Raw genomic sequence first — 24,150 nt, 5'->3', positions numbered from 1 at the left:
CCATTCGCGCCGGACCGGCATACACGGCAGAATGGGCGCTTCCCACGTTCACGTCCGAAGTGCCGCCGATGCGCCTGTCGCAGTTCCATCTCCATACCAGCAAGGAAATTCCCGCCGACGCCGAGATCATCAGCCACAAACTGATGCTCAAGGCCGGCATGATCCGCAAGCTCGCCTCCGGCCTCTACACCTGGACGCCGCTGGGCCTGCGCGTGCTGCGCAAGGTCGAGCACGCGGTCCGCGAGGAAATGAACGCCGCCGGCGCGATCGAGCTGCTGATGCCGTCGGTGCAGCCGAAGGAGCTGTGGGAGGAGACCGGGCGCTGGGAGAAGTTCGGCGGCCAGTTGTTGAAGATGCAGGACCGCAAGGAGGCCTGGTACTGCTACGGGCCGACCCATGAGGAAGTGATCACCGACTTCGCCCGCAACGAGCTGGCCAGCTACAAGCAGCTGCCGGTGACCTTCTACCAGATCCAGACCAAGTTCCGCGACGAGATCCGTCCGCGCTTCGGGGTGATGCGCGCGCGCGAATTCCTGATGAAGGACGCCTATTCGTTCCACCTCAGCGACGAGGATCTGGAGCGCGAATACCGCAACATGTTCGACGCCTACTGCCGGATATTCGAGCGCCTTGGCCTGCAGTACCGCGCAGTATTCGCCGATACCGGCGCGATCGGCGGCAGCGCCTCGCACGAATTCCACGTGCTGGCGGATTCCGGCGAGGACGCGATCGCCTATTCCAGCGGCTCCGACTACGCGGCGAACGTCGAGCTGGCGGCCGCGGCGGCGCCGGCGCCCCGCCCCGCCGCGGGCGAACAGATGCGCAGGATCGAGACCCCGACCCAGAAGACCTGCGAGGCGGTCGCCGCACTGATGGGCATCGGCCTGGAGCGCACGGTCAAGTCGGTGGCGGTGGTCGGCGCCGACGCCGAGGGCGCCCCGCAATTCGTGCTGGCGCTGGTGCGCGGCGACCACGTCGTCAACGAGATCAAGCTGGCCAAACTGGCCGGCCTGGGCGAGTACCGGCCCGCGACCGAGGCGGAGATCGTCGAATACCTGGGCAGCGAGCCCGGCTTCCTCGGTCCGGTCGGTCCGGCCAAGGCGATCCGCGTGGTCGCCGACCGCGACGTCGCCGCGATGGCCGACTTCGTGGTCGGCGCGAACGAGACCGGTTACCACCTGGCCGGCGTCAACTGGGGCCGCGACCTGCCCGAACCGGAGGTCGCCGACATCCGCAACGTGGTCGCCGGCGACCCGTCGCCGGATGGCCAGGGCACGCTGGCGATGTGCCGCGGCATCGAGGTCGGTCACGTGTTCCAGCTCGGCCGCCGCTACGCCGAGGCGATGAAGTGCTCCGTGCTCGACGAGAACGGCAAAGCCGCGGTGCCGACGATGGGCTGCTACGGCGTCGGCGTCTCGCGTATCGTTGCCGCCGCGATCGAACAGAACTTCGACGACAACGGCATCCGCTGGCCGGAGGCGATGGCGCCGTGGAAGGTCGCCGTCTGCATGATCAATCCGAAGAAGGACGCCAGCGTCGCCGAGGCCGCGGACACGCTGTATCGCGACCTCGCCGCGGCCGGTATCGAGGTCGTGCTCGATGATCGCGGACTGCGTCCGGGCGCGATGTTCGCCGACATGGAACTGATCGGAATTCCGCACCGGGTGGTGGTATCCGAGCGCGGACTGGCCGCTGGCACTTTCGAATATCGCGCCAGGACCGCGGCGGAATCGGAAAATCTCGACCGGGCCGGCGTGCTCGCCCGACTCGGCGTCTGAGCAGCACGCAAGCTGTGTTGGCGCGCGCATTTACTGATTAATGCGCGCGCTCTATGATTCCGGGTCTATCCATGGATGGAATGCGACTGAGCCTGCCCTGAGCGTCGATTACCCGACCGGCAGGCCTCGCGATTTTCCCGTCCGCCAATCCGATTTCCCGGAGGTTGCATGTCGATCGATATCAATTCCCTGTCAGCGAAAGAACTGGAATCGCTGATCAGCAAGGCCAAGAAGCGCAAGACCACCCTGGCCAAGCGCAAGCCGATCGCCTCGGTGCGCAAGAAGCTCACCTCGCTGGCCAAGGCCGAGGGCTACACGGTCGAGGAACTGTTCGGCGCCAAGGGCAGCGTGGCCAAGCCCGGCCCTGCTGGCAAGACCGGCAAGACCCGCAAGTCGGGCGGCAAGGTGCCGCCGAAGTACCGCGACCCGGCCAACAGCGCCAATACCTGGACCGGTCGCGGCAAGCAGCCGCGCTGGCTCGCTGCCTACACCGCCGCCGGTCGCCAGCTCGAGGATTTCCTGATCAAGTGAGGGTCGAACGGGAAATCCACGACCCGACGAGGTCGCGATTATCCCGACCCGAAACGCCGGCCTTGAGCCGGCGTTTTTTGTTTGCGCGCCGAAAGCCCCCAAGCCCCGGGCATTCGAGCGGCCGGACGACTCATGGACCGTAGGAGCGGGTCCGGTCTCGGGACGCTACAGGTTCCGGCGCGACGGCAATAGCAGGTTGCCGATCAGCAGGCCGGCGACCAGCGCCAGCAGGATATTGAGCGCCGCCAGCAGGGCGATATTGCCCGCCCCCACGTCCTGCTGCTGAACCAGGGTCAGCAGGCCGCGCAGGCTGGCGCTGCCGGGCACCAGCATGATGATGCCCGGGACCCGGATCACCGCGCCGGGCTGCTGCATCCAGCGGGCATAGGCGTTGCCGGCCACGGTGATCACCAGCGCGGCGAGGAAGATGCCGGCCGGGCTGCCCAGCGCCAGGCCGACGTGGCGCGAGATCAGATAGCCACTGGCGGCCGCCAGCATCACCACCGGATAGTCGCGGCGATGGCCTCGGAACAGGATCGCGAACGCGCAGGCCGCCAGCGCGACCGCGCCCCATTCGACCCAGGCCGGCTGCGGCCTCCAGGCGCGCACATCGGGTTCCAGGCCGCCCAGGTCGGCCAGATACAGCGCCATCACCGTGCCGATGCCGAGCTTGAGCACGGTGGTGACCGCGCCGGCGAAACGGGCGGCCCCCGAGATCAGGTGCTGGCTGCTCAGCTCGCTGATGGCATTGGTCAGCGCCATGCCCGGCAGCAGCACGATCAACGACGCGATGATCACCGTGTTCTGGTTGACCGGCGCGATGAGGCTGGCCACCAGCACGGTGATGGCGGTGGCCAGGAACGCGGCGACCACGTCGATCCCTTCGCGCAGGCGCGGCTGCAGATCGGCCGCCTGCACCAGCGCGCCGATCAGCAGGCCGTTCACGCCGGCCACCATGATCTCGATCCAGGGCAGCCGCAGCAGGCCGGCCACCGCCATCGCGCACATGCCGTAGCCGAGCACCTGCATCAACCGCGCGCGCGGCCCCGGCGGCACGTCCAGCGCGTCCATCGCCGAATGCGCGTCGGCCAGGTTCATCCGCCCCGCCAGCACCTCCTCGGCGATGCGGTCGGTCTCGCGCAGCCGGTACAGGTCGTTCTCGCCCGGTGCCAGCCGGATCACCCGGGTGACGTCGCTCTCGCCCGGCGGGCGTTCCGGATCGCTGAAACTCAGGATCACACCGGTCGGGTTGGCCCAGGGTTCGCATTCCAGACCCAGCTTTTCCGCCACCGAGGTGATCGCCCCTTCCAGACGTTGCGAGGTGGTGCCATAGGCGTGCAGCCGCTCGGCGAGTTCGCAGACAAAGTTGATGCGGGCGGAGTACTTCGCCGCGCTCAGGGGGGCTGGGCTGGACATGGCGGAAGCATCGCACGCGGCGACCGCGCCGGACAGCGTTTCCGACGCCTGCGTGAACGATGCTGGCATCGCACCGCGCCGGAGCATGGCCCGCGCGGACGCGACATTGACCAACGGCACGGTTTCAGCCTGTATCCTCGCCGCAATGCCCGCGACCCCGAATCCAACGGACCCGCCACGGTTCACCCTCGACCCGGCCCAGCCGACCCGGTTGCGGCTGAGCGGGCGCTGGACGCTGAACTACGCGCGCGACCTGAGCCTGGCACTGAAATCGGCCCCCGAGGACACCACCGGCTTCGACGCGCGCGAAGTCACCCGGCTGGACTCGCTCGGCGTCCTGCAGTTGCTGCGCTTCGCCCGCCGCCGCGGGATCGACTTCGATACCTGCCTGTTCGACGAGGCCCACCGCGCCCTGGTCGCCGCGATCGAGGACGTCGCCGACGACCGCCCGCAACGCAAGCGCAGCTACGGTGTGGCCGAAGCGCTCGCCCGACTCGGCCAGGCCGTGCATCGCAACTGGAACGAGCTGTTGGCGCTGCTGGGCTTCTTCGGCGAAGTGCTGGTCAAGATGACGCGGATGTTCCGGCAACCGCGGCGATTCCGTCCGACCGCGACCGTCCACCACATGGAACAGGTCGGCCTGGATGCGGTGCCGCTGGTGGCGCTGCTGTGCTTCCTGGTCGGCGCGGTGGTCGCCTTCCTCGGCGCCAACATCCTGCGCGACTTCGGCGCGACCATCTTCGTCGTCGAGCTGGTGAGCATCTCGTTCCTGCGCGAGTTCGCGGTGCTGCTGACCGCGATCATCCTCGCCGGACGCACCGCCAGCGCGTTTACCGCCCAGATCGGGGCGATGGTCAGCCGCGAGGAGGTCGATGCGATCCGCACCCTCGGCCTGGACCCGGTCGACCTGCTGGTGATCCCGCGCGTGCTGGCGCTGGTGGTGATGCTGCCGCTGCTGACCTTCGTGGCGATGATCGCCGGCCTGCTCGGCGGCCTGACCGTCGGCGCCTACGGCCTGGACATCCCGCCGCAGCAGTACCTGGCGCGCATGCAGGAAACGATGGAGCTGCGTCACTTCCTGGTCGGCCTGGTCAAGGCGCCGGTGTTCGCGACCATGATCGCGCTGATCGGCTGCCTGGAGGGCCTGCAGGTCGAAGGCACCGCGCAGTCGGTCGGCGAGCGCACGACCTCGGCGGTGGTGCAGGCGATATCGCTGGTGATCGTGGTCGACGCGTTCGCCGCGATCTGGTTCATGCAGATGGGACTGTGACGATGGCGACCCCCGCGCGCGCCCAGAGCCCCGCCCCCGACCCGATCGTCCGGGTCGGCGGACTGGTCAACCGTTTCGGCGCCCAGGTCGTCCACGACGGACTCGAGCTGGACGTGCGCCGCGGCGAGATCCTCGGCGTCGTCGGCGGCTCGGGCACCGGCAAGTCGGTGCTGATGCGCACCATCCTCGGCCTGCAGAGGCCCAGCGTCGGCGACATCGAGGTGCTCGGGATCGACGCCCGCAGCGAGGACCCGGAGCAACGCCGCGAGATCGAGCGGCGCACCGGCGTGCTGTTCCAGGACGGCGCCCTGTTCTCGTCGCTGACCGTCGGCGAGAACGTGCAGGTGCCGCTCAAGGAGTACCACCCGCACCTGCCCGACTCCCTGCTCTACGAGCTGGCGCTGCTGAAGATCAAGCTGGCCGGCCTGCCCGCCGATGCGCTCGACAAACTGCCCGCCCAGCTGTCGGGCGGCATGCGCAAGCGCGCCGGCCTGGCGCGCGCGCTGGCGCTGGATCCGCCGCTGCTGTTCCTCGACGAACCCACCGCGGGGCTGGACCCGATCGGCGCGGCGGCCTTCGACCGCCTGATCCTCACCCTGCAGCAGGCGCTCGGGCTGACCGTGTTCCTGATCACGCACGACCTCGACACCCTGTACGCTATCTGCGACCGGATCGCCGTGCTCGCCGACCGCAAGGTGGTCGCCTGCGCGCCGATGCACGAGGTCGAGCGCTTCGACCACCCATGGGTCCAGGAGTACTTCCACGGCCCGCGCGCGCGCGCCGCGCAGGCCGCCCGCGGCACCAGTGAGGGCAGACGCTGATGGAAACCAAGGCCAACTATGTCCTGATCGGGGCGTTCACGATCATCGTGACGCTGTTCCTGCTGCTGTTCGCGCTGTGGGCGGCGAAGTACTCGTCGGAAAAGAGCTGGCAGAACTACGCGGTGATCTTCAACGAACCGGTGACCGGGCTGTCGGAAGGCAGCGCGGTCCAGTACAACGGCATCTCGATCGGCACCGTGCAGTCGCTGCGGCTGGCGCCGGACGATCCGCGCCGGGTGTTCGCCCAGCTGCGGGTGCAGGCCGACACGCCGATCAAGACCGACACCCGCGCCAAGATGTCGATCACCGGCATCACCGGCAGCCCGATCATCCAGCTCACCGGCGGCAGCCCGGGCGCGCCGCTGCTGGTGGAGGCCGACAACCGCGAGATCCCGGTCATCGAGACCGAGCCCTCGGCGCTGCAGAACATCGCCGACACCGCCAACCGGCTGGTCGCGCGGCTCGATCAGGTGCTGAGCGAGGACAACGTCGAGAACGTCGCCAAGACCCTGCAGAACATCGAGTCGATGACCGGCGCGATCGCCGACCAGCGCGAGGACCTGCGCGCGCTGATCGCCAACGCGCGCCGTTCCAGCGAGCAACTGGAAGCGACCCTGGCCACCACCCGCGGCGCGATGGAAAGCCTCGACCGCGAGCTGGTCGACAAGCTGCCCGGCCTGGTATCGCGTCTTGAGAGCACCCTCGCCAACCTGGACGCGACCGCCGACAACGCGAACGGAATCCTGTCCGAGAATCGCGCCGCGATCGGCAGCTTCGCCAACGACGGCCTCGCCCAGCTCGGCCCGACCCTGGGCGAGCTGCGCGGTCTGGTCCGCGACCTGCGCCGCATCAGCGACCGCCTCGACAGCAATCCGACCCGCTACCTGCTCGGTCGCGATGCGCCCAAGGAGTTCGACCCCGAATGAACAAGTCGAGCAATTCGAACCTGCCGAACCCATCAAGCATGCACATCGGGGACCGCCGCGGTCCGCCTCGCTCGTGGAGGCTCCGCGGCATGCGCTGCGCGCTTCGCCCGGCGATGATCGCCGCCACGCTGTGGCTGCTGGCCGGGTGCTCGATCCTCGCGCCGATCGACCCGAAGGATGCGGTCTCGCGCTATTCGCTGGACCCGCGCGTGCAGCCCGATCCGGCCTGGCCGCAGGCCGGCTGGCAGCTGTCCATGGCCGATCCGGAAACCACGCCCGCCGTCGACAGCCTGCGTATCCTGGTACGCACGCAGCCCAACGAAATCCAGGTCTACCAGGGCGCGCGCTGGGCCAAGCTGCCCAGCAGCATGGTCCTGGACGGCATCCTGCGCGCCCTCGAGGACTCGGGCAGGATCCAGGCGGTCGCCCGCCAGGGCAGCGGCATCGGCGCCGACTACAAGCTGGTGATGGACATGCGCCGGTTCCAGTCCGAGTACGCCGACGGCGCGGCCGCGCCAACGGCGGTGATCGAGGTCAGCGCCAAGCTGTTGCACCTGCGCGACCAGCAGGTGGTGGCCTCGCGCACGTTCCTGCAGTCGGTACCGGCGTCGGCGCCGGCGGTGGTCGACGTGGTCGCCGCCTTCGAACAGGCGCTGGCCGCGAACAGCCGCGACATCGCCGGCTGGATCCTGGTCTCGGGCAACGCGCACGAGCGCGAGGCCCACTGAGCGAGGCCTCGCCGGGCCCGGACACCGTCCGGCTCAGACGATCCGGCGGAAGGTCAGATTGACGCGTTCGCCGACCGCGCGCCGGGTCCTGGGCAGTGCGTGTCGGTACAGGCGCTGGGTCTGCCCGGCCATCACCAGCAGGCTGCCGTGGCTCAGCTCCAGGGTCAGCCGCTGTCCGGGCTCACCGCGGTGCTTGAGTGCGAAGCGTCGGGTCGCGCCCAGGCTGAGCGAGGCGATCAGCGGCTCCGGTCCCAGCTCGGGCTCGTCGTCGCTGTGCCAGCCCATCGCATCGTTGCCGTCGCGATAGCGGTTGGCCAGCACGCTGTTGAAGCGCGTGTCCAGGGTCTGCCCCAGGCGCTCGCGGAGCCGTGCCAGCGCCGGCAGCCACGGCCGCGGCTCGAACACGCTCCCCGAATAACGGTAGCGGGCGTCGGCATCGCCGATCCAGCAGCTCAGCCGCGGCGAGGCATGCTCGCGGCCGAACAGGCGGATCCGGTGCACCTCCCACGGCACCGAGCGCAGCAGCTCGGCCAGCAGGGCGTCGGCCTGGCCGGCCGGCAGCCAGCGCGGCGCCAGCCACAGCCGGGCGCCGGCCAGGGGAATCGGGGTCAGGGCCATATCCACGCAGACGGGACGGATTTGCGACAATGGCGGATCGTTACACAAGCCAGCCGCAAGTGGAGCAGCCCGCATGAACGAACAGGCGCACGACGCAGCCGCGATCGAACGCGACGTGATGGAATACGACGTGGTCACCGTCGGCGCAGGCCCGGCGGGCCTGTCGTTCGCGATCCGGCTCAAGCAACTCAATCCGGACATCAGCGTCTGCGTGATCGAGAAGGCCTCCACCGTCGGCGCCCACATCCTGTCGGGCGCGGTGATCGAAACCGGTCCGCTCGACGCCCTGCTGCCGTCCTGGCGCGACAATCCGCCGCCGATCTGCGTGCCGGCGACCGACGACGAGTTCTGGCTGCTGAACAAGGACGGCGGCCGCAAGCTGCCGGTGCCCCCGGGCATGAACAACCACGGCAACATGATCGTCAGCCTCGGCGCGATGTGCGCCTGGCTGGCGCCGCAGGCCGAGGCCCTGGGGGTGGAGATCTACCCCGGCTTCGCCGCTGCCGAGACCCTGCACGCCGACGACGGCACCGTGATCGGCGTGCGCATCGGCGACATGGGCGTGGCCAAGGACGGATCGCACAAGCCCGGCTTCACCGCCGGCATCGACATCCACGCCAAGGTCACCGTGCTGGCCGAAGGCGCCCGCGGCCACCTGACCAAGCGCCTGGTCAAGCGCTTCGGACTGGATGCGGACAGCGACCCGCAGGGCTATTCGATCGGCATCAAGGAACTGTGGCAGGTGCCCGAGGAACGCCTCAGCCCCGGCAAGATCGTGCACAGCTTCGGCTGGCCGGCCGACAACCACACCTACGGCGGCGCCTTCCTGTATCACCTGGACAAGGGCCGGATCGCGCTGGGCTACGTCAGCGGCCTGGACTATCGCGACCCCGACTACAAGCCGTGGGAGGCCTTCCAGCAATGGAAGAACCACCCGATGATCAAACCGCTGCTGGAGGGCGGCAACATCGTCTCCGCCGGCGCGCGCGCGATCGTCACCGGCGGCTGGCAGTCGCTGCCGAAGGTCGAGATGCCCGGCGCGCTGCTGATCGGCGACACCGCCGGCCTGCTCAACGTGCCCAAGATCAAGGGCACCCACCAGGCGATCCGCAGCGGCATGCTGGCCGCCGAGCACCTGGCCGGAGCCTCGCTGGCGCCGGCCGGGTTCGACGCCAAGCTGCGCGCCTCCGACGCGATGGCCGAGCTGAGGAAGGTCCGCAACATCAAGCCCGGCTTCAAGCGCGGCCTGTGGTTCGGCATGCTCAATGCGGCCTGGGAAACGGTCACCGGCGGATTGTCGCCATGGACGCTGAAGAACAAGCCCGACTGGTCCTCGCTGGACCGGCTGGGCGAGCACGAGCAACCGAAGCGGGACTATGTGGACAGGACGCTGGAACCGCGCGACCGCCTGGCCGGCGTCTACTTCGCCGCGACCGAGCACGACGAGGACCAGCCGGTGCACCTGAAGGTCGCCGACACCTCGGTCTGCGTGACCCGCTGCGCGCAGGAGTACGGCAATCCCTGCACGCGCTTCTGCCCGGCCGGGGTCTACGAGATCGTCGAACAGGCCGACGACAGCGGCGCGGTCGCCAAACACCTGCAGATCAACGCCGCCAATTGCGTGCACTGCAAGACCTGCGACATCAAGGACCCCTACCAGATCATCGACTGGGTCACCCCTGAGGGGGGCTCGGGGCCTAACTATCAGAATCTCTGACCGTCAACCCGACGGGACAGGCAACCTGGTCTCGAATGCGGCGGCAGCAGGCTTCGCTTTGCCGGATCGGACTCCCCGGTCCCCGGTTGCGCGGCCGGCGACCTATCGGAGCATATACCGCGACCAGGACAGGCAATATTCTGGCCAAACGCCGACCAGGGATTGCGCGTAACCGATTGAAGGTCGCGAACCGGCGAAGACAGCAAGCGGACACATCGGGGCGCATCGGCACACCCCGGAACCCGGCGCGGCGGCAAGCGCCGCCGCGCCCTCGAGCATCACCCGCCGTACACGTTCCAGCCCACCGGATAGGCACGCAGGAACTGGACCGAATAGAAGCTGCTGTTGACCGCGGTCCACATCCACAGCTTGGTCTTGGCTTGATCGACCCAGACGATATCCGACAATCCGTCGCCGTTGTAATCGCCCACTGCCGCAACACGGTACTTGCTATCAATGTCCTTGACCGCGCCATAGGACACCGAGCTTCCGTTCATGAACCAGGCCTGCATCTTCCCGCTCGTGGCGTTGTGCCAGAACACGTCGGCACGGCCGTCGCCATTGGCATCGCCCCGCCCGACAACCGTCCAGCCCGCCGGGTAATCGCGCACGAACTTGACGGTGAATGTTCCCGCTGGATTGGTCTGCCACAACCACACCTTGGTCTTGGCCTGATCGTTCCAGAGAATGTCAGCCCGACCATCACCGTTGAAGTCCCCGACTGCAGCGACACGGTACTGGCTCTGGATCGTGCTCACCGGCCCGTACTGGATCGAGGCGCCGTTCATATACCACGCCTGCAACTTCTGTGCGGACGCGTTGTGCCACACTATATCGTTGCGTCCGTCGCCATTGACGTCACCGGTACCCACGAGCGACCAGCCAGCCGGGTAACTGCGCAACAGGTTCGTCGAATAGCTTCCACCAGCGCTACCGGTCCACACCCACACCTGCGTCTTTGCCGAGTCGACCCAAAGCAGGTCGGCATAGCCGTCGCCGTTGAAATCGCCGATACCGGCAAGTTGGTACTTCGGATTGATCGAGGCAACCGCACCATAGGTCCAGCTCGAGCCGTTCATGAACCAGCCCTGCTCGCTGCCCGCTGTCGGATTGTGCCAGAACAGATCCGAGCGGCCATCCGCATTCGCATCGTTGCTCAACCCACTCGTCCCAGGGACCACCGTTGCACGGAAACCGGCAATGATCCCCTTCGTATTGTTGATCGAACGGGCATTGTCCGCAGTGGCCGTGCCGCATGCGCGACCGCCGCACGTGCTGATGTTGGGATTCGAGAACACGCGGTAGCCGGTCTGCCCGGAATCGCCATAGGCCATGATCGTGTAGAAATTGCCCTGAGCGGCGCTGGTCTTGTAGCCGTACGAATAGGCGTAGGCGCCCGGCTGCGGCGTACCGTTGTCGCCCTTGCTGGTCTCGATGTCGTGCTGCGAGCCCAGGTTGTGGCCGATTTCGTGCGCGAAGGTTTCCTCGCGGCAGAAATAGGTCTTGCCGTCGGTGCCGGCATCCTGTCCGTCGCTGACCACCGAGTAGCCGAAGTATTCGTCGCTGGGGGTGATGCCGGACTGGCCGCCGCCCAGCAGCCACGCGATACCGCAGCCGTCGTTTTCCGGATCGTTGAACTTGCGTACCAGGGCGACCAGGTCGGCGCCATAGGTCTCACGCGCCTGACGCAGCGCGCTGAACGCGGGGTCGGGGGGCAGCTGGGTCGAGGGCGCCCGGAAGCCGGTCAGCTTTTCGAGCGCATCCTCGTTCGCCGTATTGTCCGGGAAGGTCACCTGCATCGAGTGAACCAGACGCAGCTCGGCATTGACCTGGCTGCTCACATAGGCCTGGTTGGTGATGTCGACCAGATTGCGGATACGGGTCTGCGCCGCGGACTGCGAGCCGCGGGCGGCCGCGAAACCGTTGGTGTAGCCCACCAGCACGTCGATCACCGTGGTCGCGGACGACGAAGCCCCGGCAGTCGCCGGAGCCGCCATCGCCGCCATGCCATCGCTGGCGGCACCCGCCGCCTGCACGCGCTTGGGCGGGATCAGGTAGTCGGGCGAGGTCGGCCGGGTCGCCTCATTGTCGATCTCGGCAAGCAGGCGTTTGTCCGCCGAGACCACCCACGCACGGCCGTCGGCGAGGGTCAGGCGCAGCGGGGGTTGGCCGTTGCCCTGGGGAATCGTGCCGAACACCGCCTCCTCGCCGAAGGTGATGACCGAGGTCTGGCCGTCGGCGGCCTCGCCGACCCAGCTCCAGTTGCCGTCGGGATGCTCGATATGGCGCTGGTAGGCCAGCTTGATCGGCGTTCCGTCCGGTGCCTGGAAGGTCAACTCGCCGCTGGCCATCGCCCGGAACGCGTGCTCCTCGCTCAGGTCGACGGCATGCCAGGTGTAGGCCCCGGTACGGCGCGGCGCGACCTTGGCGGCATAGTGGACCAGCGACCCGGTATCGGGATGGTTGGCGAACGCCGAATCCCGTCGCCGCTGCGACACGGACATCGCGTCGGCCGAGGACGCCAGGGCAACCGCCGCGGACATCTCGGTGCCGCCCTTGTTCAGGCGAGCCGACTCCAGGCCGCCGGACCAGTCCTGCGTACAGGCACAAAGAACCAAGGGGAGCAGCGACAGTCCCAGTCGCAGGGAATGCTTTTTCATTTCCACATACCTTGAAAGATGGCGCGCGGGGTCCAGGCGCACCGGACCGCCCAAGCGATAGTCCCGAGTGTAGACAGACTTTGCGTCGCCTGCCTACACCCGGTGCCGAGGCGGTGGCAGATATGGGAACGGAATGCGGTTCATTCAGACAAGCGGACAGCCGGTCGCGGCTTCCAGCGCCTCGCGGGTGACCTCCGGAGCGAGCTCCACCACCTTCAAGCCTTCTGGCGTGACATCCATCACACCCAGATCGCTGATCACCCGGTCGACCACGCCCAGGCCGGTCAGCGGCAGCGTGCACTCGGGCAGGATCTTGTGGCTTCCGTCCTTGGCGACGTGCTCCATCAGCACGACCACGCGCTTGACCCCGGCGACCAGGTCCATCGCTCCGCCCATGCCCTTGACCATCTTGCCGGGCACCATCCAGTTGGCGAGATCGCCCTTGTCGGTGACCTGCATCGCGCCCAGGATCGCCAGGTCGATGTGGCCGCCGCGGATCATCGCGAAGCTGTCATGACTGCCGAAATAGCTGGCGCCCGCGCGAGCGGTCACGGTCTGCTTGCCGGCATTGATGAGGTCGGCGTCGACCTCCTCCTCGGTCGGAAACGGGCCGATGCCGAGCAGGCCGTTCTCGCTCTGCAGCCAGACATCGACGCCGTCGGGGATGTGGTTGGCCACCAGGGTCGGCAGGCCGATGCCGAGATTGACATAGGCGCCGTCGGTGAGTTCGGCCGCGGCGCGCTGCGCCATCTGATCACGGGTCCAGGGCATGTTCGTGTTCCTTGTCGTTCGTTGGCGGGCGCGCTCAGGCCGCGCGCACGGTGCGCTGTTCGATGCGCTTCTCGGGCGTCGGGTTGTGGACGATGCGATCCACGTAGATGCCGGGCAGATGCACCTGGTCGGGGTCGATCGCGCCGACCTCGACGACTTCCTCGACCTCGGCGATGCAGACCTTGCCGGCCATCGCACAGGCCGGGTTGAAGTTGCGCGCGGTCTTGCGGAACACCAGGTTGCCGGCCTTGTCGGCCTTCCACGCCTTGACCAGGGCCACATCGGCGGTCAGCGCGGTCTCCAGCACGTAGTGCTTGCCGTCGAACTCGCGCGTCTCCTTGCCCTCGGCGACCACGGTGCCGTAGCCGGTGGCGGTGAAGAACGCGGGGATGCCCGCGCCACCGGCACGCAGGCGCTCGGCCAGGGTGCCCTGCGGATTGAACTCCAGCTCCAGCTCGCCGGCCAGGAACTGGCGTTCGAATTCCTTGTTCTCGCCCACGTACGAGGAGATCATCTTGCGGATCTGGCGGGTCTCCAGCAGCAGACCCAGGCCGAAGCCGTCGACGCCGGCATTGTTGGAGATTGCGGTGAGGCCGGTGACGCCGGAGTCGCGCAACGCGGCGATCAGCGCCTCGGGAATGCCGCACAGGCCAAAGCCGCCGACCGCGAGGGTCTGGTTGTCGGCGACCACGCCCCGCAGGGCTGCGACGGCATCGGAAAAGAGTTTGCTCTTGGCATCGCCGGTGGGGGGCTGGGCCATCTGGACGGCTCCTCATCAAGGATCGGGCGGGTCTGACGAGCAAGTGTATCGCGCGCCCGTTGCCCAACTGAACCGTACGTTCGGGCAATGGTCCGCGAGCGAGCGCCCGCACCGAATGCCTTCGCAGGGTGATGAGCAGCGGTATCCGACAGGAGAGCGGCCTGCCGCCCGGCGAACATCGGGTCTAGAACGGCCACATCCGCGGTATCGCCCACAACACCGAGCCCCCGACGACAAGGGACAGGGGCATTCCGACCCGCAGGTAGTCCGAGAACCGATAGCCTCCAGGACCATAGATCATCATGTTGGTCTGGTAGCCGATCGGAGTGATGAAGCCGGCCGAAGCGCCCATCATCACCGCGATCACGAACGGCATCTGCTCCACTCCGAGTTGCTGCGCGGCCGCCAGGCCGATCGGGAACATCAAGACCGCGGCCGCGTTGTTGGTCAACATTTCGGTGAATACGATCGTGGCGACGTAGACCAGCACGAGAGTCCAGAACGGCTCCGACCCCGCCCACCCCGCCAGCAGCGCAGCCACCAGCGCGGCTACACCGCTCTCCTTCAATGCGGCGCCCAGTGCGAACGCGCAGGCGATTACCGCCAGCAAGCGCAGATCGAAGCTGCGGCGCAGTTCGGCCAGGCCGACACAGCGCGCAGCCACGACAGCGACGGCGGCACCCAGCGCCGAAAACAGAATATTCACCCCCAGCAGGGTATTGGCGACGACCATCATGCCGATGATCGCCAAGACGGCGATCGCCTTGCGTTGCCCGACCCGGGCCGGGCCGTCGATTTCGCTGACGACCAGGAAGTCGGGCGAACGGCCATGACGTTCGACGAACCCGCTGTCGGTTTCGATCAGCAGCGTGTCCCCCGGCAACAGCACCACATCGCCCGGCTTCCGGTGCAGACGCTGGCCATGGCGGGAAATTGCGATCACCGCGGCGTTGTAGTGGCTGCGAAAAGCCGAGTCCACCAGGGTCCGCCCCACCGCTGGACTGAAGCGCGACAACACCACCTCGACCAACGGTCGCCGGCCACCGGCATCGTCGACCTTGAACACCTGCTCGGTAGCCGGGCGCAATCCCGAAAGCAGGCGCAATTCTCCCACCGCGCCGGTCCTGCCGACAAAGACCAGCCGGTCGCCGCCACGAAGTCGCATCAGTGGGCTGACGGCCGCATGCACCGCATTGCCCCTGACCAGCTCGAGCAGGTAGGACCCTTCCAGGTGGCGCAGCCCCGCCTCGCCGATGGTCTTGCCGACCAGTTCGCCGTCGTCCTCGACCAGCATCTCGACGACATACTCGCGCACATCGGCGACGGCCTGTTGAAGGGTCGAGCGTCGCTCCGGCAACAGCCAGCGTCCGATCGTCAACAGATACGCGACACCGGCCACTGCCGCCACCACACCGACGCCGAACGGGGTAAACATGTGCAGCGCCGGCAGGCCAGCCTGCACCGCCAGCCCGGCGACGATCAGATTGGTGCTGGTACCCACCAGCGTGCACATGCCCCCAAGGATGGTGGCGTAGTTCATCGGCATCAGCAGTTTGGACGGCGCGGTGCCGCCGCGCCGACTCCACTGCTCAACAGCCGAGGTCAACATCGCCACAATCGGCGTGTTGTTGATGAAGGCGCTCAGCGGAGCGGATATCCCCACCAGCCGCGCCTGGGCATGCAAGGTGCTGCGCGGCCTGCCGAGCACCCAATCGCCAATCCAGCGTATAGCGCCGGTGGTCTTGAGCGCGGCGACCAGCACGAACAGCAGGGCAACGGTCAGCACGCCCGGATTCCAGAAGCCGGCCAGGGCCTGCACGGGGGTGAGCACGCCACCGACCATCAACGTGGCCATGGCACCGGCCAGCACCTTATCGGGAGTGAAACGCTCCCAAAGCAACAAGCCCAAAGTCGCAGCGATAACCGCGACGGTCAGCCAGCCTTGCCATCCCAAGCCATCATCCATTCACAATGCCCATATAACTGGGGAGCCGAATCATTGTACCGGCACCCCATGGGCGCCATCGGCTTGCATCCTCTGGGGAGGGCAACGGCCGATAGCGGCTGCGCGGCTTCTCACGAGCGGCCGTAGACATCCTCCAGCCGGACGATGTCGTCCTCGCCAAGATAGCTGCCGGACTGCACCTCTATAAGCTCGACCGGTTCCGCGCCGTTGTTGCGCAGGCGGTGCACGCTGCCCAGTGGGATATAGGTGCTCTCGTTCTCGCGCAGGTCGAACACGCGGTCGTCGCAGGTGACCTCGGCGACGCCCGAGACAACGATCCAGTGCTCCGCGCGCCGGTGGTGCTTCTGCAGGCTCAGTGCCGCTCCCGGCTTGACCACGATCCGCTTCACCTGGAAGCGCTCACCCATGTCGATCGAGTCGTAGTTGCCCCACGGACGGTAGACCTTGCGATGGAAAAGGTGCTCCGGGCGCCCTTCGCTCTTCAGCCTGTCCACGATCATCTTCACATCCTGGACCCGATCCTTGCGCGCAACCAGGGTGGCATCCGGCGTGTCCACGATCACCAGGTCTTCTACGCCGAGGGTCGCGATCATCCTTCGGTCCGCTGCACGCACCAGGTTCCCGGTACTGTCGACGGAGATGACATCGCCCTGGTTGAGGTTGCCGTCGTCATCACGTTCGGCCACAGCCCACAGCGACGACCACGAGCCGATGTCGCTCCATCCGCAACTGACCGGCACCACTGCGGCACGGTCTGTCTTCTCCATCACCGCGTAATCGATCGAGTCACTCGGGCTGGCGAGGAACTCGGCCTCGGGCAGACGAGTAAAGTCGAGGTCCGTCGTTCTGCCCGCATAAGCCGCGCCAACGGCCTCAAGCATCGCCGGCACGTGTCGCTTCAGCTCGTCGAGATAGCGGGCGGCCCGGAACAGGAACATGCCCGAGTTCCAGGCATAGTCACCCTCGGCAAGGTAATGCTCAGCGGTCGCTGCGTCGGGTTTTTCGACAAAGCTTGCAACCTGGTGCACGCCTGCCGCCAACTCGGCCCCCTGGCGGATGTATCCATACCCTGTTTCCGGATAGTCGGGAGTGATGCCGAAAGTAACCAGCCAGTCATCGTCAGCTTGCGCCCATGCACGCTCCACCGCCGAGCGGAACGACGTCTCGTCCTCAATCAGGTGATCGGCCGGCATAACCAGCATGATCGCGTCAGGATCGCTTTCCAGCACATGCAGCGCTGCGAGCGCGATCGCGGGCGCGGTATTTCTCGCGGCCGGCTCCAGAATGATGCCACCGTTGGACAGCCCGACCTCCAGGAGCTGCTCCCCGACCATGAAGCGGTGATCCTCGGCACAAACAGTTACCGGCGGCTGTACCTCCGGCAGACGACTGGCCCGCAACAGGGTTTCCTGAAACAGCGAACGGTCGCCCATCAGGGATAGAAACTGCTTGGGCTGGTTGTGCCGGGACAGCGGCCACAACCGGGTTCCGCTACCGCCGCTCAGGACGACTGGATGAAGCATCTATCGCTCCGTGAAGAGTTGATCGGGGAGAGAAGGGGCTGCAGCCGTCACGATACCGTCGACGCTGGGCCAACCCCTCTACGCGCCTGGCGCGCCGCTATCATTCTCGCATGACGCAGATGCCTCCTCACCAACAGGATCGTGATGCCGTCCTCGACATCCGGCGATCCGCAGCGCACAGGATGTCCATGGCTGCGTCCTCCTATGGCGGACAAGTACTGGACTGGCAGGCCCACGGCCGCGAATGGCTGTTTCCCGGCTCACCCGGCCTGCATCGCCCCGGCAGCCCGCTGCGCGGCGGCGTGCCGGTGATCTTTCCGCAGTTCGCGGCCTGGGGCGACGGACCGCGTCACGGGATCGCCCGCCACCGCCGCTGGCTCTGGCTGCCGGCACCGGACGGCGAACTGGCGCTGGCGCTGCAGGCCTCGGAACAGACCCTGGCGGCGTGGCCGCACCCGTTCCGGCTGGAACTGCATGCCCGCCTGGCGTCCCGCTCGCTGTGCCTGGCCCTGACGGTCCACAACCCAGGCTCGACGCCCTTCTCGTTCTGCGCCGCCCTGCACACCTACCTGAGGGTCGGCGACATTGGCGACGCGGCCCTGTACGGACTGGATGGGCATGACTACCTGGAGTCCCTTCACGGACCGCGTCAACGGCCGCCGCGCGGACCGTTGACCTTCGCCGGCCCGGTCGACCGGGTCTACCCGGAGGTCGCCGCGCCGCTGCGGCTACAGGATGGCGACGACACGCTCGGGATCGAGATGGACGGTTTCCGCGACGTCGTGGTCTGGAACCCAGGGGAGGCCGCGGCCCGTCAACTCGACGATCTCGCCCCGGGCGATCACCGCCGCTTCGTCTGCGTCGAGGCCGGACGCATCCTCGACCCGGTGACGCTCAAGCCTGGCGAGCGCTGGCAGGGACGGCAGCGACTGTCGCTGGCCGCGGGCTGAGTCCCGATGCCGGCTGCGGCCGGTGCGCTAGAATTGGGGGCTGGCCCGGTCGCCGAGCGGTCCCGGGCTCCGTTTCGAAGTCCTTTTCAAAGCCCTATTCAGGAACCCCCACTCGATGAAGATCCTCGTCGGTTACAAGCGCGTGGTGGACTACAACGTCCGCATCCAGGTCAAGCCGGACGGTTCCGGCGTCGTCACCGATGGCGTCAAGCTGTCGGCCAACCCCTTCGACGAAATCGCGCTGGAAGAGGCCCTGCGCCTGCGCGACAAGGGCATCGCCAGCGAGGTCGTGGTCGCCACGATCGCCCCGGCCGACGCCCAGGCGCACCTGCGCAACGGCCTGGCGATGGGCGCCAACCGCGCCATCCACGTGGTCAGCGACGCCCCGATCCAGCCGCTGACCGCGGCCCGCACCTTCCTCAAGCTGATCGAGAAGGAGCAGCCGGACCTGGTGATCCTCGGCAAGCAGGCGATCGACGACGACGCCAACCAGACCGGGCAGATGCTTGCCACGCTGTGGGCCCGTCCGCAGGCGACCTTCGCCAGCAAGCTCGAGGTCGCCGACGGCAAGGCCACGGTGACCCGCGAGGTCGACGCCGGCCTGGAGACCCTGGAGGTCGATCTGCCGGCGGTGGTCACCACCGACCTGCGCCTGAACGAGCCGCGCTTCATCAAGCTTCCGGACATCATGAAGGCCAAGAGCAAGCCGATCGACACGATCGCGTTCGCCGACCTCGGCGTCGACACCGGCGACACGCTCAAGACCACCGCCTACGCCCCGCCGGCCAAGCGCAGCAAGGGCGTCATGGTCAAGGACGCGGCCGAACTGGTCGCCGCACTGAAGCAGAAGGGGTTGCTGTAATGAGCAAGGTATTGATCGTCGCCGAACACCTGGACGGCAAGCTGAACGCATCCACCGCCAAGTGCGTGTCCGCCGCGCAGGCGCTGAACCCCGAAGCCATCGACATCGTGGTCCTGGCCGCCGACCCGGCCGCGGTCGCCGCCGAGGCCGCGCAGGTCGCCGGCGTCGGCAAGGTGCTGACCGTCGCCAACGCCGCCAATGCGCAAGCGCTGGCCCAGGTACAGGCCCCGCAGATCGCCGCGCTGGCCGCCGGCTACAGTCACGTGTTCGGCCCCTCGACCACCTTCGGCAAGGACCTGATGCCCTGCGTCGCCGCCCTGCTCGGGGTCGCCCAGGTCTCCGACGTGATGGCGGTCGACGGCAGCCATACCTTCAAGCGCCCGATCTACGCCGGCAACGCGATCGTCACCGTCGAGGCGCCGGCCGACCACACCGTGGTCGCGACCGTGCGCACCGCGTCCTGGTCCGAGGCCGCGCGCGGCGGCAGCGCCACGGTGGAAGCGGCCACGGTCGAGGCCGAGCTGCCCACCCACACCCGCTTCGTCGGCCTTGAGGCCGGCAGCTCCGACCGCCCCGACCTGCAGTCGGCGCGGCGGGTGGTGTCCGGCGGACGCGGTGTCGGCTCGGAAGAGAACTTCAAGATCATCTTCGACTTCGCCGACAAGCTCGGCGCGGCGGTCGGCGCCTCGCGCGCCGCGGTCGACGCCGGCTACGTGCCCAACGAGATGCAGGTCGGCCAGACCGGCAAGATCATCGCCCCGGAGCTGTACGTCGCCATCGGCATCAGCGGCGCGATCCAGCACCTGACCGGAATCAAGGACGCCGGCACCATCGTCGCGATCAACAAGGACGCCGACGCACCGATCTTCGAGGTCGCCGACATCGGCCTGGTAGGCGACCTGTTCAAGGTGCTGCCGGAACTTGAGGCCGCGCTGGGCTAGGCGCTCTGGCGCTGCCCCCGAACGCAGCCCTTCACCCGCTCCGGACTGGCGGGCTGCGTATATCCAGTTGCACTCCGCCCACGTACCGAAGAATCAATGAACGGAACTCCGCAAACCCGCCCCAGGCCCGATGTGAAGCCGGGGCTACTTTCAGTTGTCTCCCCGGTATATGGGTGTAAGAGTTGCCTGGAATCCCTGGCGGAAAGAAGCACCATCGCCATCCGGCAACTGGGGATGGAAGCGGAAATCATTCTCGTCGACGACAACAGTCCCGACGGCGCCTGGTCCCGGATCGAGGAGCTGTGCGCAGTTCATCCACACGTGCGTGGCCTGCGGCTGTCGCGCAACTTTGGCCAACACTACGCGATCGCAGCGGGTATCGAGCAGGCGCGAGGGGAACTCGTCGCGGTGATGGACTGCGACCTGCAGGACCTTCCCGAGGAGTTGCCCAAGCTGGTGGCGGCAATCCGTGAAGGTCACGATGTTGCGTTCGCGCAGCGCATCGAACGCCAGGACTCCGCATTCAAGAGATTCACCTCCTATGCGTTCTTCCGCACGCTGAGCTATCTCACCGACACTCACCAGGACCATAGTACCGCCAACTTCGGCGTGTTCACGCGCCAAGTGATCGACACCGTCAACACGATGTCCGAGTCGGACCGATGCTTCCCGTTGATGGTGAAGTGGTCTGGCTTCAGGCAGGCACTTGTTCCGGTTAAGCACGCCGAGCGTAGTGAAGGACAAAGCGGCTATAGCTTCAGAAAGCTGCTGCGTCTGGCTATCAATATCGTTCTTTCCTATTCGGACAAGCCGCTTCGTCTTGTCGTGAAGCTTGGGTTAGCTTTCTCCTTGTTTGCCTTCTGCGTGGTCTTGCTCAGCGTTTACCGATATAGCGTAGGCGACATCGCCGTGGCGGGCTTTACCAGCGTCATCGCTTCCATCTGGCTCCTGGGAGGCGTAATGATCTTCTGCGTCGGAATCATCGGCCTCTATCTGGGACGACTGTTCAACGATGCCAAGGGGCGGCCGTACTACATAATCAGCAAGCAACTGAACGCACCGAAGGATGGATCCGAATGAACGTTGAGTCCCGCACGAACTCCCATCCCGAACTGCTGGCCCGGTCGCAGCTCGACAGCAACAGGTTCGGGCTGATCATCCATCGCGGCACACTTGAAAAAGTAGACGAGCGCGCCCTGCTCCGCGAGCTGATCGCCAACCAGGTCGACGTCGCCATCCTACGCCTACCTGCGGGGTCTGCCGGACGGCTGCAGAAGCTTTCCAAGTACGGAATGCCTCCGATTCACGCAGACACGCTGGTCTACTATCAGGTTGCACTGGAGTCGTACGAGCCCCGTCCACTTCGCAATCAGGACATCGCCTTCTCGATAGCAACCCCGTCGGACATGGCGGAAGTGGAGCACCTTGTAGAAGCCACTTTCGACGGATACGTGAGCCATTACCACGCCAATCCATATCTGGATCGCACGGATATCCTCGCCGGTTACGCAGAGTGGGCCGCAGGATACCTGACCGACACCGAGGGACGGATCACTTGGGTCGCAAGGCGAGATGGCAATATTGTCGCGTTCGCATCCTGCGCGTTCGATGCCTCTACAGACCTCTGTGAAGGCGTGCTCTATGGGGTGCACCCGGACCATGCCGGCGGCGGGCTCTATGGCGACCTGATACGTCACACGCAGACCGAGTTCCGCAAGCGCGGATTCCAGCTAATGAAGGTATCCACCCAGGTCTGGAACCTTGCCGTCCAGAAGGTCTGGGCACGCGAAGGATTCTCCCTGACCCGCGCGTTCGACACCGTCCATATCAACGCCATGCTGTCGGCCGGCGAGGCGTTGGTGGACAAGTCGCTGGTGTTCAGCGCTGAACAGGTCGCCCAGTTCGCCGAGGTCAGCGGCGATTGCAATCCTGTACACCTCGACGACGAGGCCGCCCGCGCAGCGGGATTCGCATCCCGGATCACCCACGGCATGCTCGCCGGCGCCGAGCTTTCCAGAATATTCGGCACGGAAGTTCCGGGACCAGGCACGCTGTTCCTTCGTTCCGATTTCATCTTCATGCGGCCCATACATTGCGGCGCTCCGCACCGGCTGCGGATCCGCTACCTGTCCGAGGTGGAGCAAGGCGGACACATCCCGGCCGTCGCCACGATACACGACGACAGGCAGAACCTGTGCCTGCTCAGCTATTGCGATCTTCTCAAGCGCCCACCCACCTGAGCATATGAATGCCTCCCAGAATCGGACGCCTCCATTGGCGTGCAGAGACAGCTCGCTCCCCTCAAACAATCCGGGCATTGCACGATGAAGAACCTGTTCGCATGGACCATGGTCGTGGCGACCGTCCTGCTGACCACATACGGTCAGCTCGTCATCAAGTGGCAGGTCACCTCCGGCACATCAGCGCCGCCGGCTTTCGCCGCGAAATGGCCCCCGGTCGCCGCCCTGCTGCTGAAGCCCTGGATCATCTCCGCGCTTCTTGCCGCCTTTGCCGCATCGCTTTGCTGGATGCTGGCCATGTCCAGGCTTGAACTATCAAGAGCCTATCCGTTCATGGCGCTCAACTTCATACTCGTCAGCTACCTCGCAGTGCCTTTTTTTGGTGAAGCCATGACCGGGCCGAAGGTCGCCGGACTCGCCCTGATCATCATTGGCCTCATCGTATCCAGCCAGGGTTGAACGCAACGTCCGCAGCTCAGCACGGAGCTCCGTGCCCCGACAAGGAAACGACACGCATGATCCCCTTCAATCGTCCGTACATGACCGGGCGCGAGCTTTGGCTGATCGCTCAGGCGCATGCCAAGGGACACCTCTCGGGCGACGGAGACTTCACCCGGCGATGCCACCACTGGCTGCAGAAGCAGACCGGAGCCGCCAGGGCGCTTCTGACACACAGTTGCACCGCCGCCCTCGAGATGAGCGCGTTACTGCTGGATCTGCGGGACGGCGACGAAGTCATCATGCCGTCCTATACGTTCGTATCCACCGCCAACGCGTTCGCGCTGCGCGGTGCGGTGCCGGTATTCGTCGACGTCCGCGAAGACACACTCAACATCGACGAGAACCTGATCGAGGCTGCGATTACGCCCAGGACCAGAGCCATCTGCGTCGTGCACTACGCTGGCGTAGCCTGCGAGATGGACACGATTCTGCAGATCGCCTCGCGTCATGGCCTGGCCGTGATCGAAGATGCCGCCCAAGGCATCATGTCCCACTACAAGAACCGTCCACTGGGAACCATAGGCGACCTGGGCTCCCTGAGCTTTCACGAGACAAAGAACATCATCTCGGGCGAAGGCGGCGCATTGCTCTGTCGCGATGCAAGCTTCACCGAGCGCTCAGAAATCATCCGGGAAAAGGGCACCAATCGCAGCAAGTTCTTCCGCGGCCAGGTCGACAAGTACACATGGGTCGATATTGGCTCGTCATTCCTGCCAGGCGAGATCACAGCGGCATTCCTGTCGGCCCAGATGGATGCCGCGGAAGACATCACCGCTCGACGCATCGCCATCTGGAATCGCTATCACAGCTGGGCCAAACGCCACGAGTCTGAGGAGCGGATACGCCGGCCAACCGTACCGGACGATTGCGGCCACAATGCCCACATGTACTACATGTTGTTGCCTTCGCTTGAGGCGAGAACCCGATTCATTGACGGCCTTCGCCAGCGTGGCGTTCAAGCCGTGTTCCACTACATCCCTCTCCACACGGCTCCGGCCGGACTACGGCACGGGCGTGGCAACGGGACGCTTTCCGTCACCGACAGCATCAGTGAGAGGCTAGTGCGCATGCCGCTCTGGATCGGGTTGGAAGACAACCTCGACGAGGTCATGGAAAAGGCAGATGAGGCCCTCATGGCCGCTCTTGCCTGAGGCGGTGCCGCACATCGAGA

Annotated in this window: 20 protein-coding genes and 1 pseudogene; 14 read left to right on the top strand and 7 right to left on the bottom strand. The window is 66.4% G+C overall.

Annotated elements, in window-relative coordinates; genetic code table 11:
- Window positions 1-68 precede the first annotated feature (68 nt).
- Window positions 69-1,778 (top strand): proline--tRNA ligase, encoded by a 1,710-nt coding sequence (locus FKV24_RS12955; protein ID WP_141482665.1) that lies wholly within the window; start codon window positions 69-71, stop codon window positions 1,776-1,778.
- Between the two features lie 168 nt (window positions 1,779-1,946).
- Window positions 1,947-2,303, top strand: a pseudogene (locus FKV24_RS12950) (H-NS histone family protein); the annotation flags it as partial.
- Between the two features lie 171 nt (window positions 2,304-2,474).
- On the opposite strand, the gene FKV24_RS12945 reads toward FKV24_RS12950, so the two are convergent.
- Complete coding sequence (locus FKV24_RS12945; protein WP_111267950.1) at window positions 2,475-3,725, bottom strand: threonine/serine exporter family protein; 1,251 nt, start codon at window positions 3,723-3,725, stop codon at window positions 2,475-2,477.
- Between the two features lie 145 nt (window positions 3,726-3,870).
- On the opposite strand from FKV24_RS12945, the gene FKV24_RS12940 reads away from it, so the two are divergent.
- The 4 genes from FKV24_RS12940 to FKV24_RS12925 all read left to right on the top strand — a co-directional run bounded on the left by FKV24_RS12940 (window position 3,871) and on the right by FKV24_RS12925 (window position 7,470).
- Window positions 3,871-4,995: an MlaE family ABC transporter permease gene (locus FKV24_RS12940; protein WP_141482663.1), complete on the top strand. Its 1,125-nt coding sequence runs from the start codon at window positions 3,871-3,873 to the stop codon at window positions 4,993-4,995.
- A gap of 2 nt (window positions 4,996-4,997) precedes the next feature.
- Complete coding sequence (locus FKV24_RS12935; protein ID WP_111265600.1) at window positions 4,998-5,816, top strand: ABC transporter ATP-binding protein; 819 nt, start codon at window positions 4,998-5,000, stop codon at window positions 5,814-5,816.
- Entirely contained in the window at window positions 5,816-6,742 is a 927-nt protein-coding gene (locus FKV24_RS12930) for an MlaD family protein (RefSeq protein ID WP_111265599.1), read from the top strand. The genes FKV24_RS12935 and FKV24_RS12930 overlap by 1 nt, the downstream gene beginning before the upstream one ends.
- Before the next feature lie 89 nt (window positions 6,743-6,831).
- Window positions 6,832-7,470: an ABC-type transport auxiliary lipoprotein family protein gene (locus tag FKV24_RS12925; protein ID WP_249041012.1), complete on the top strand. Its 639-nt coding sequence runs from the start codon at window positions 6,832-6,834 to the stop codon at window positions 7,468-7,470.
- A gap of 33 nt (window positions 7,471-7,503) precedes the next feature.
- Here the strand turns inward: FKV24_RS12925 and FKV24_RS12920 are convergent, their stop codons facing one another.
- Window positions 7,504-8,088: an alpha-ketoglutarate-dependent dioxygenase AlkB family protein gene (locus FKV24_RS12920; protein WP_141482666.1), complete on the bottom strand. Its 585-nt coding sequence runs from the start codon at window positions 8,086-8,088 to the stop codon at window positions 7,504-7,506.
- Between the two features lie 73 nt (window positions 8,089-8,161).
- Between FKV24_RS12920 and FKV24_RS12915 the strand changes: the two genes are divergently transcribed.
- Window positions 8,162-9,805 (top strand): electron transfer flavoprotein-ubiquinone oxidoreductase, encoded by a 1,644-nt coding sequence (locus tag FKV24_RS12915; protein ID WP_141482662.1) that lies wholly within the window; start codon window positions 8,162-8,164, stop codon window positions 9,803-9,805.
- 278 nt (window positions 9,806-10,083) lie between these two features.
- Here FKV24_RS12915 and FKV24_RS12910 read toward each other — a convergent pair whose 3' ends face one another.
- The 5 genes from FKV24_RS12910 to FKV24_RS12890 all read right to left on the bottom strand — a co-directional run bounded on the left by FKV24_RS12910 (window position 10,084) and on the right by FKV24_RS12890 (window position 17,485).
- The gene (locus tag FKV24_RS12910; RefSeq protein ID WP_141482661.1) at window positions 10,084-12,519 is read right to left on the bottom strand and encodes a reprolysin-like metallopeptidase; all 2,436 of its coding nucleotides are present in this window, start codon (window positions 12,517-12,519) and stop codon (window positions 10,084-10,086) included.
- A 90-nt stretch (window positions 12,520-12,609) separates the two neighbouring features.
- Entirely contained in the window at window positions 12,610-13,236 is a 627-nt protein-coding gene (locus FKV24_RS12905) for a CoA transferase subunit B (RefSeq protein ID WP_111265595.1), read from the bottom strand.
- Window positions 13,237-13,270: 34 nt separating this feature from the next.
- Complete coding sequence (locus FKV24_RS12900; protein ID WP_141482660.1) at window positions 13,271-13,996, bottom strand: CoA transferase subunit A; 726 nt, start codon at window positions 13,994-13,996, stop codon at window positions 13,271-13,273.
- A 184-nt stretch (window positions 13,997-14,180) separates the two neighbouring features.
- Complete coding sequence (locus FKV24_RS12895) at window positions 14,181-15,962, bottom strand: SLC13 family permease (RefSeq protein ID WP_141482659.1); 1,782 nt, start codon at window positions 15,960-15,962, stop codon at window positions 14,181-14,183.
- A 110-nt stretch (window positions 15,963-16,072) separates the two neighbouring features.
- Window positions 16,073-17,485, bottom strand: coding sequence for a mannose-1-phosphate guanylyltransferase/mannose-6-phosphate isomerase (locus FKV24_RS12890; RefSeq protein ID WP_141482658.1), 1,413 nt, complete (start codon window positions 17,483-17,485; stop codon window positions 16,073-16,075).
- Window positions 17,486-17,595: 110 nt separating this feature from the next.
- Between FKV24_RS12890 and FKV24_RS12885 the strand changes: the two genes are divergently transcribed.
- The 7 genes from FKV24_RS12885 (at window position 17,596) to rffA (ending at window position 24,130) form a co-directional block, all read left to right on the top strand.
- Window positions 17,596-18,435 (top strand): D-hexose-6-phosphate mutarotase, encoded by an 840-nt coding sequence (locus FKV24_RS12885; RefSeq protein WP_141482657.1) that lies wholly within the window; start codon window positions 17,596-17,598, stop codon window positions 18,433-18,435.
- Window positions 18,436-18,550: 115 nt separating this feature from the next.
- Window positions 18,551-19,297 carry an electron transfer flavoprotein subunit beta/FixA family protein gene (locus FKV24_RS12880; protein WP_111265591.1) on the top strand — a complete coding sequence of 249 codons (747 nt, stop codon included), beginning with the start codon at window positions 18,551-18,553 and terminating at the stop codon, window positions 19,295-19,297.
- Window positions 19,297-20,238: an electron transfer flavoprotein subunit alpha/FixB family protein gene (locus tag FKV24_RS12875; protein WP_141482656.1), complete on the top strand. Its 942-nt coding sequence runs from the start codon at window positions 19,297-19,299 to the stop codon at window positions 20,236-20,238. Before FKV24_RS12880 ends, FKV24_RS12875 begins: the two co-directional genes overlap by 1 nt.
- Window positions 20,239-20,334: 96 nt before the next feature.
- Entirely contained in the window at window positions 20,335-21,318 is a 984-nt protein-coding gene (locus tag FKV24_RS12870; protein WP_141482655.1) for a glycosyltransferase family 2 protein, read from the top strand.
- On the top strand, window positions 21,315-22,478 hold the full coding sequence (locus tag FKV24_RS12865) for a bifunctional GNAT family N-acetyltransferase/hotdog fold thioesterase (RefSeq protein ID WP_141482654.1): 1,164 nt from the start codon (window positions 21,315-21,317) through the stop codon (window positions 22,476-22,478). Before FKV24_RS12870 ends, FKV24_RS12865 begins: the two co-directional genes overlap by 4 nt.
- 84 nt (window positions 22,479-22,562) lie before the next feature.
- Window positions 22,563-22,937, top strand: coding sequence for a DMT family transporter (locus FKV24_RS12860; RefSeq protein ID WP_141482653.1), 375 nt, complete (start codon window positions 22,563-22,565; stop codon window positions 22,935-22,937).
- Between the two features lie 56 nt (window positions 22,938-22,993).
- On the top strand, window positions 22,994-24,130 hold the full coding sequence (rffA, locus tag FKV24_RS12855) for a dTDP-4-amino-4,6-dideoxygalactose transaminase (protein WP_141482652.1): 1,137 nt from the start codon (window positions 22,994-22,996) through the stop codon (window positions 24,128-24,130).
- The last annotated feature ends 20 nt before the right edge of the window (window positions 24,131-24,150 follow it).

It is taken from the genome of Marilutibacter maris, from assembly GCF_006546735.2.
Lineage (GTDB): Bacteria > Pseudomonadota > Gammaproteobacteria > Xanthomonadales > Xanthomonadaceae > Marilutibacter > Marilutibacter maris.
The sequence above is the reverse complement of the archived record's forward strand: the minus strand, read 5'-3'. Positions and strand labels throughout refer to the sequence as shown.

Excerpts from the sequence above, each read along its gene's own strand:
- FKV24_RS12940 (WP_141482663.1), top strand. The coding sequence starts at position 3,871 with ATGCCCGCGACCCCGAATCCAACGGACCCGCCACGGTTCACCCTCGAC.
- FKV24_RS12930 (WP_111265599.1), top strand. The coding sequence starts at position 5,816 with ATGGAAACCAAGGCCAACTATGTCCTGATCGGGGCGTTCACGATCATC.
- rffA (WP_141482652.1), top strand. The coding sequence starts at position 22,994 with ATGATCCCCTTCAATCGTCCGTACATGACCGGGCGCGAGCTTTGGCTG.
- FKV24_RS12880 (WP_111265591.1), top strand. The coding sequence starts at position 18,551 with ATGAAGATCCTCGTCGGTTACAAGCGCGTGGTGGACTACAACGTCCGC.
- FKV24_RS12900 (WP_141482660.1), bottom strand. The coding sequence starts at position 13,996 with ATGGCCCAGCCCCCCACCGGCGATGCCAAGAGCAAACTCTTTTCCGAT.
- FKV24_RS12955 (WP_141482665.1), top strand. The coding sequence starts at position 69 with ATGCGCCTGTCGCAGTTCCATCTCCATACCAGCAAGGAAATTCCCGCC.
- FKV24_RS12920 (WP_141482666.1), bottom strand. The coding sequence starts at position 8,088 with ATGGCCCTGACCCCGATTCCCCTGGCCGGCGCCCGGCTGTGGCTGGCG.
- FKV24_RS12865 (WP_141482654.1), top strand. The coding sequence starts at position 21,315 with ATGAACGTTGAGTCCCGCACGAACTCCCATCCCGAACTGCTGGCCCGG.
- FKV24_RS12890 (WP_141482658.1), bottom strand. The coding sequence starts at position 17,485 with ATGCTTCATCCAGTCGTCCTGAGCGGCGGTAGCGGAACCCGGTTGTGG.
- FKV24_RS12935 (WP_111265600.1), top strand. The coding sequence starts at position 4,998 with ATGGCGACCCCCGCGCGCGCCCAGAGCCCCGCCCCCGACCCGATCGTC.
- FKV24_RS12870 (WP_141482655.1), top strand. The coding sequence starts at position 20,335 with ATGAACGGAACTCCGCAAACCCGCCCCAGGCCCGATGTGAAGCCGGGG.
- FKV24_RS12895 (WP_141482659.1), bottom strand. The coding sequence starts at position 15,962 with ATGGATGATGGCTTGGGATGGCAAGGCTGGCTGACCGTCGCGGTTATC.
- FKV24_RS12905 (WP_111265595.1), bottom strand. The coding sequence starts at position 13,236 with ATGCCCTGGACCCGTGATCAGATGGCGCAGCGCGCCGCGGCCGAACTC.
- FKV24_RS12915 (WP_141482662.1), top strand. The coding sequence starts at position 8,162 with ATGAACGAACAGGCGCACGACGCAGCCGCGATCGAACGCGACGTGATG.
- FKV24_RS12925 (WP_249041012.1), top strand. The coding sequence starts at position 6,832 with ATGCGCTGCGCGCTTCGCCCGGCGATGATCGCCGCCACGCTGTGGCTG.
- FKV24_RS12860 (WP_141482653.1), top strand. The coding sequence starts at position 22,563 with ATGAAGAACCTGTTCGCATGGACCATGGTCGTGGCGACCGTCCTGCTG.
- FKV24_RS12945 (WP_111267950.1), bottom strand. The coding sequence starts at position 3,725 with ATGTCCAGCCCAGCCCCCCTGAGCGCGGCGAAGTACTCCGCCCGCATC.
- FKV24_RS12875 (WP_141482656.1), top strand. The coding sequence starts at position 19,297 with ATGAGCAAGGTATTGATCGTCGCCGAACACCTGGACGGCAAGCTGAAC.
- FKV24_RS12885 (WP_141482657.1), top strand. The coding sequence starts at position 17,596 with ATGACGCAGATGCCTCCTCACCAACAGGATCGTGATGCCGTCCTCGAC.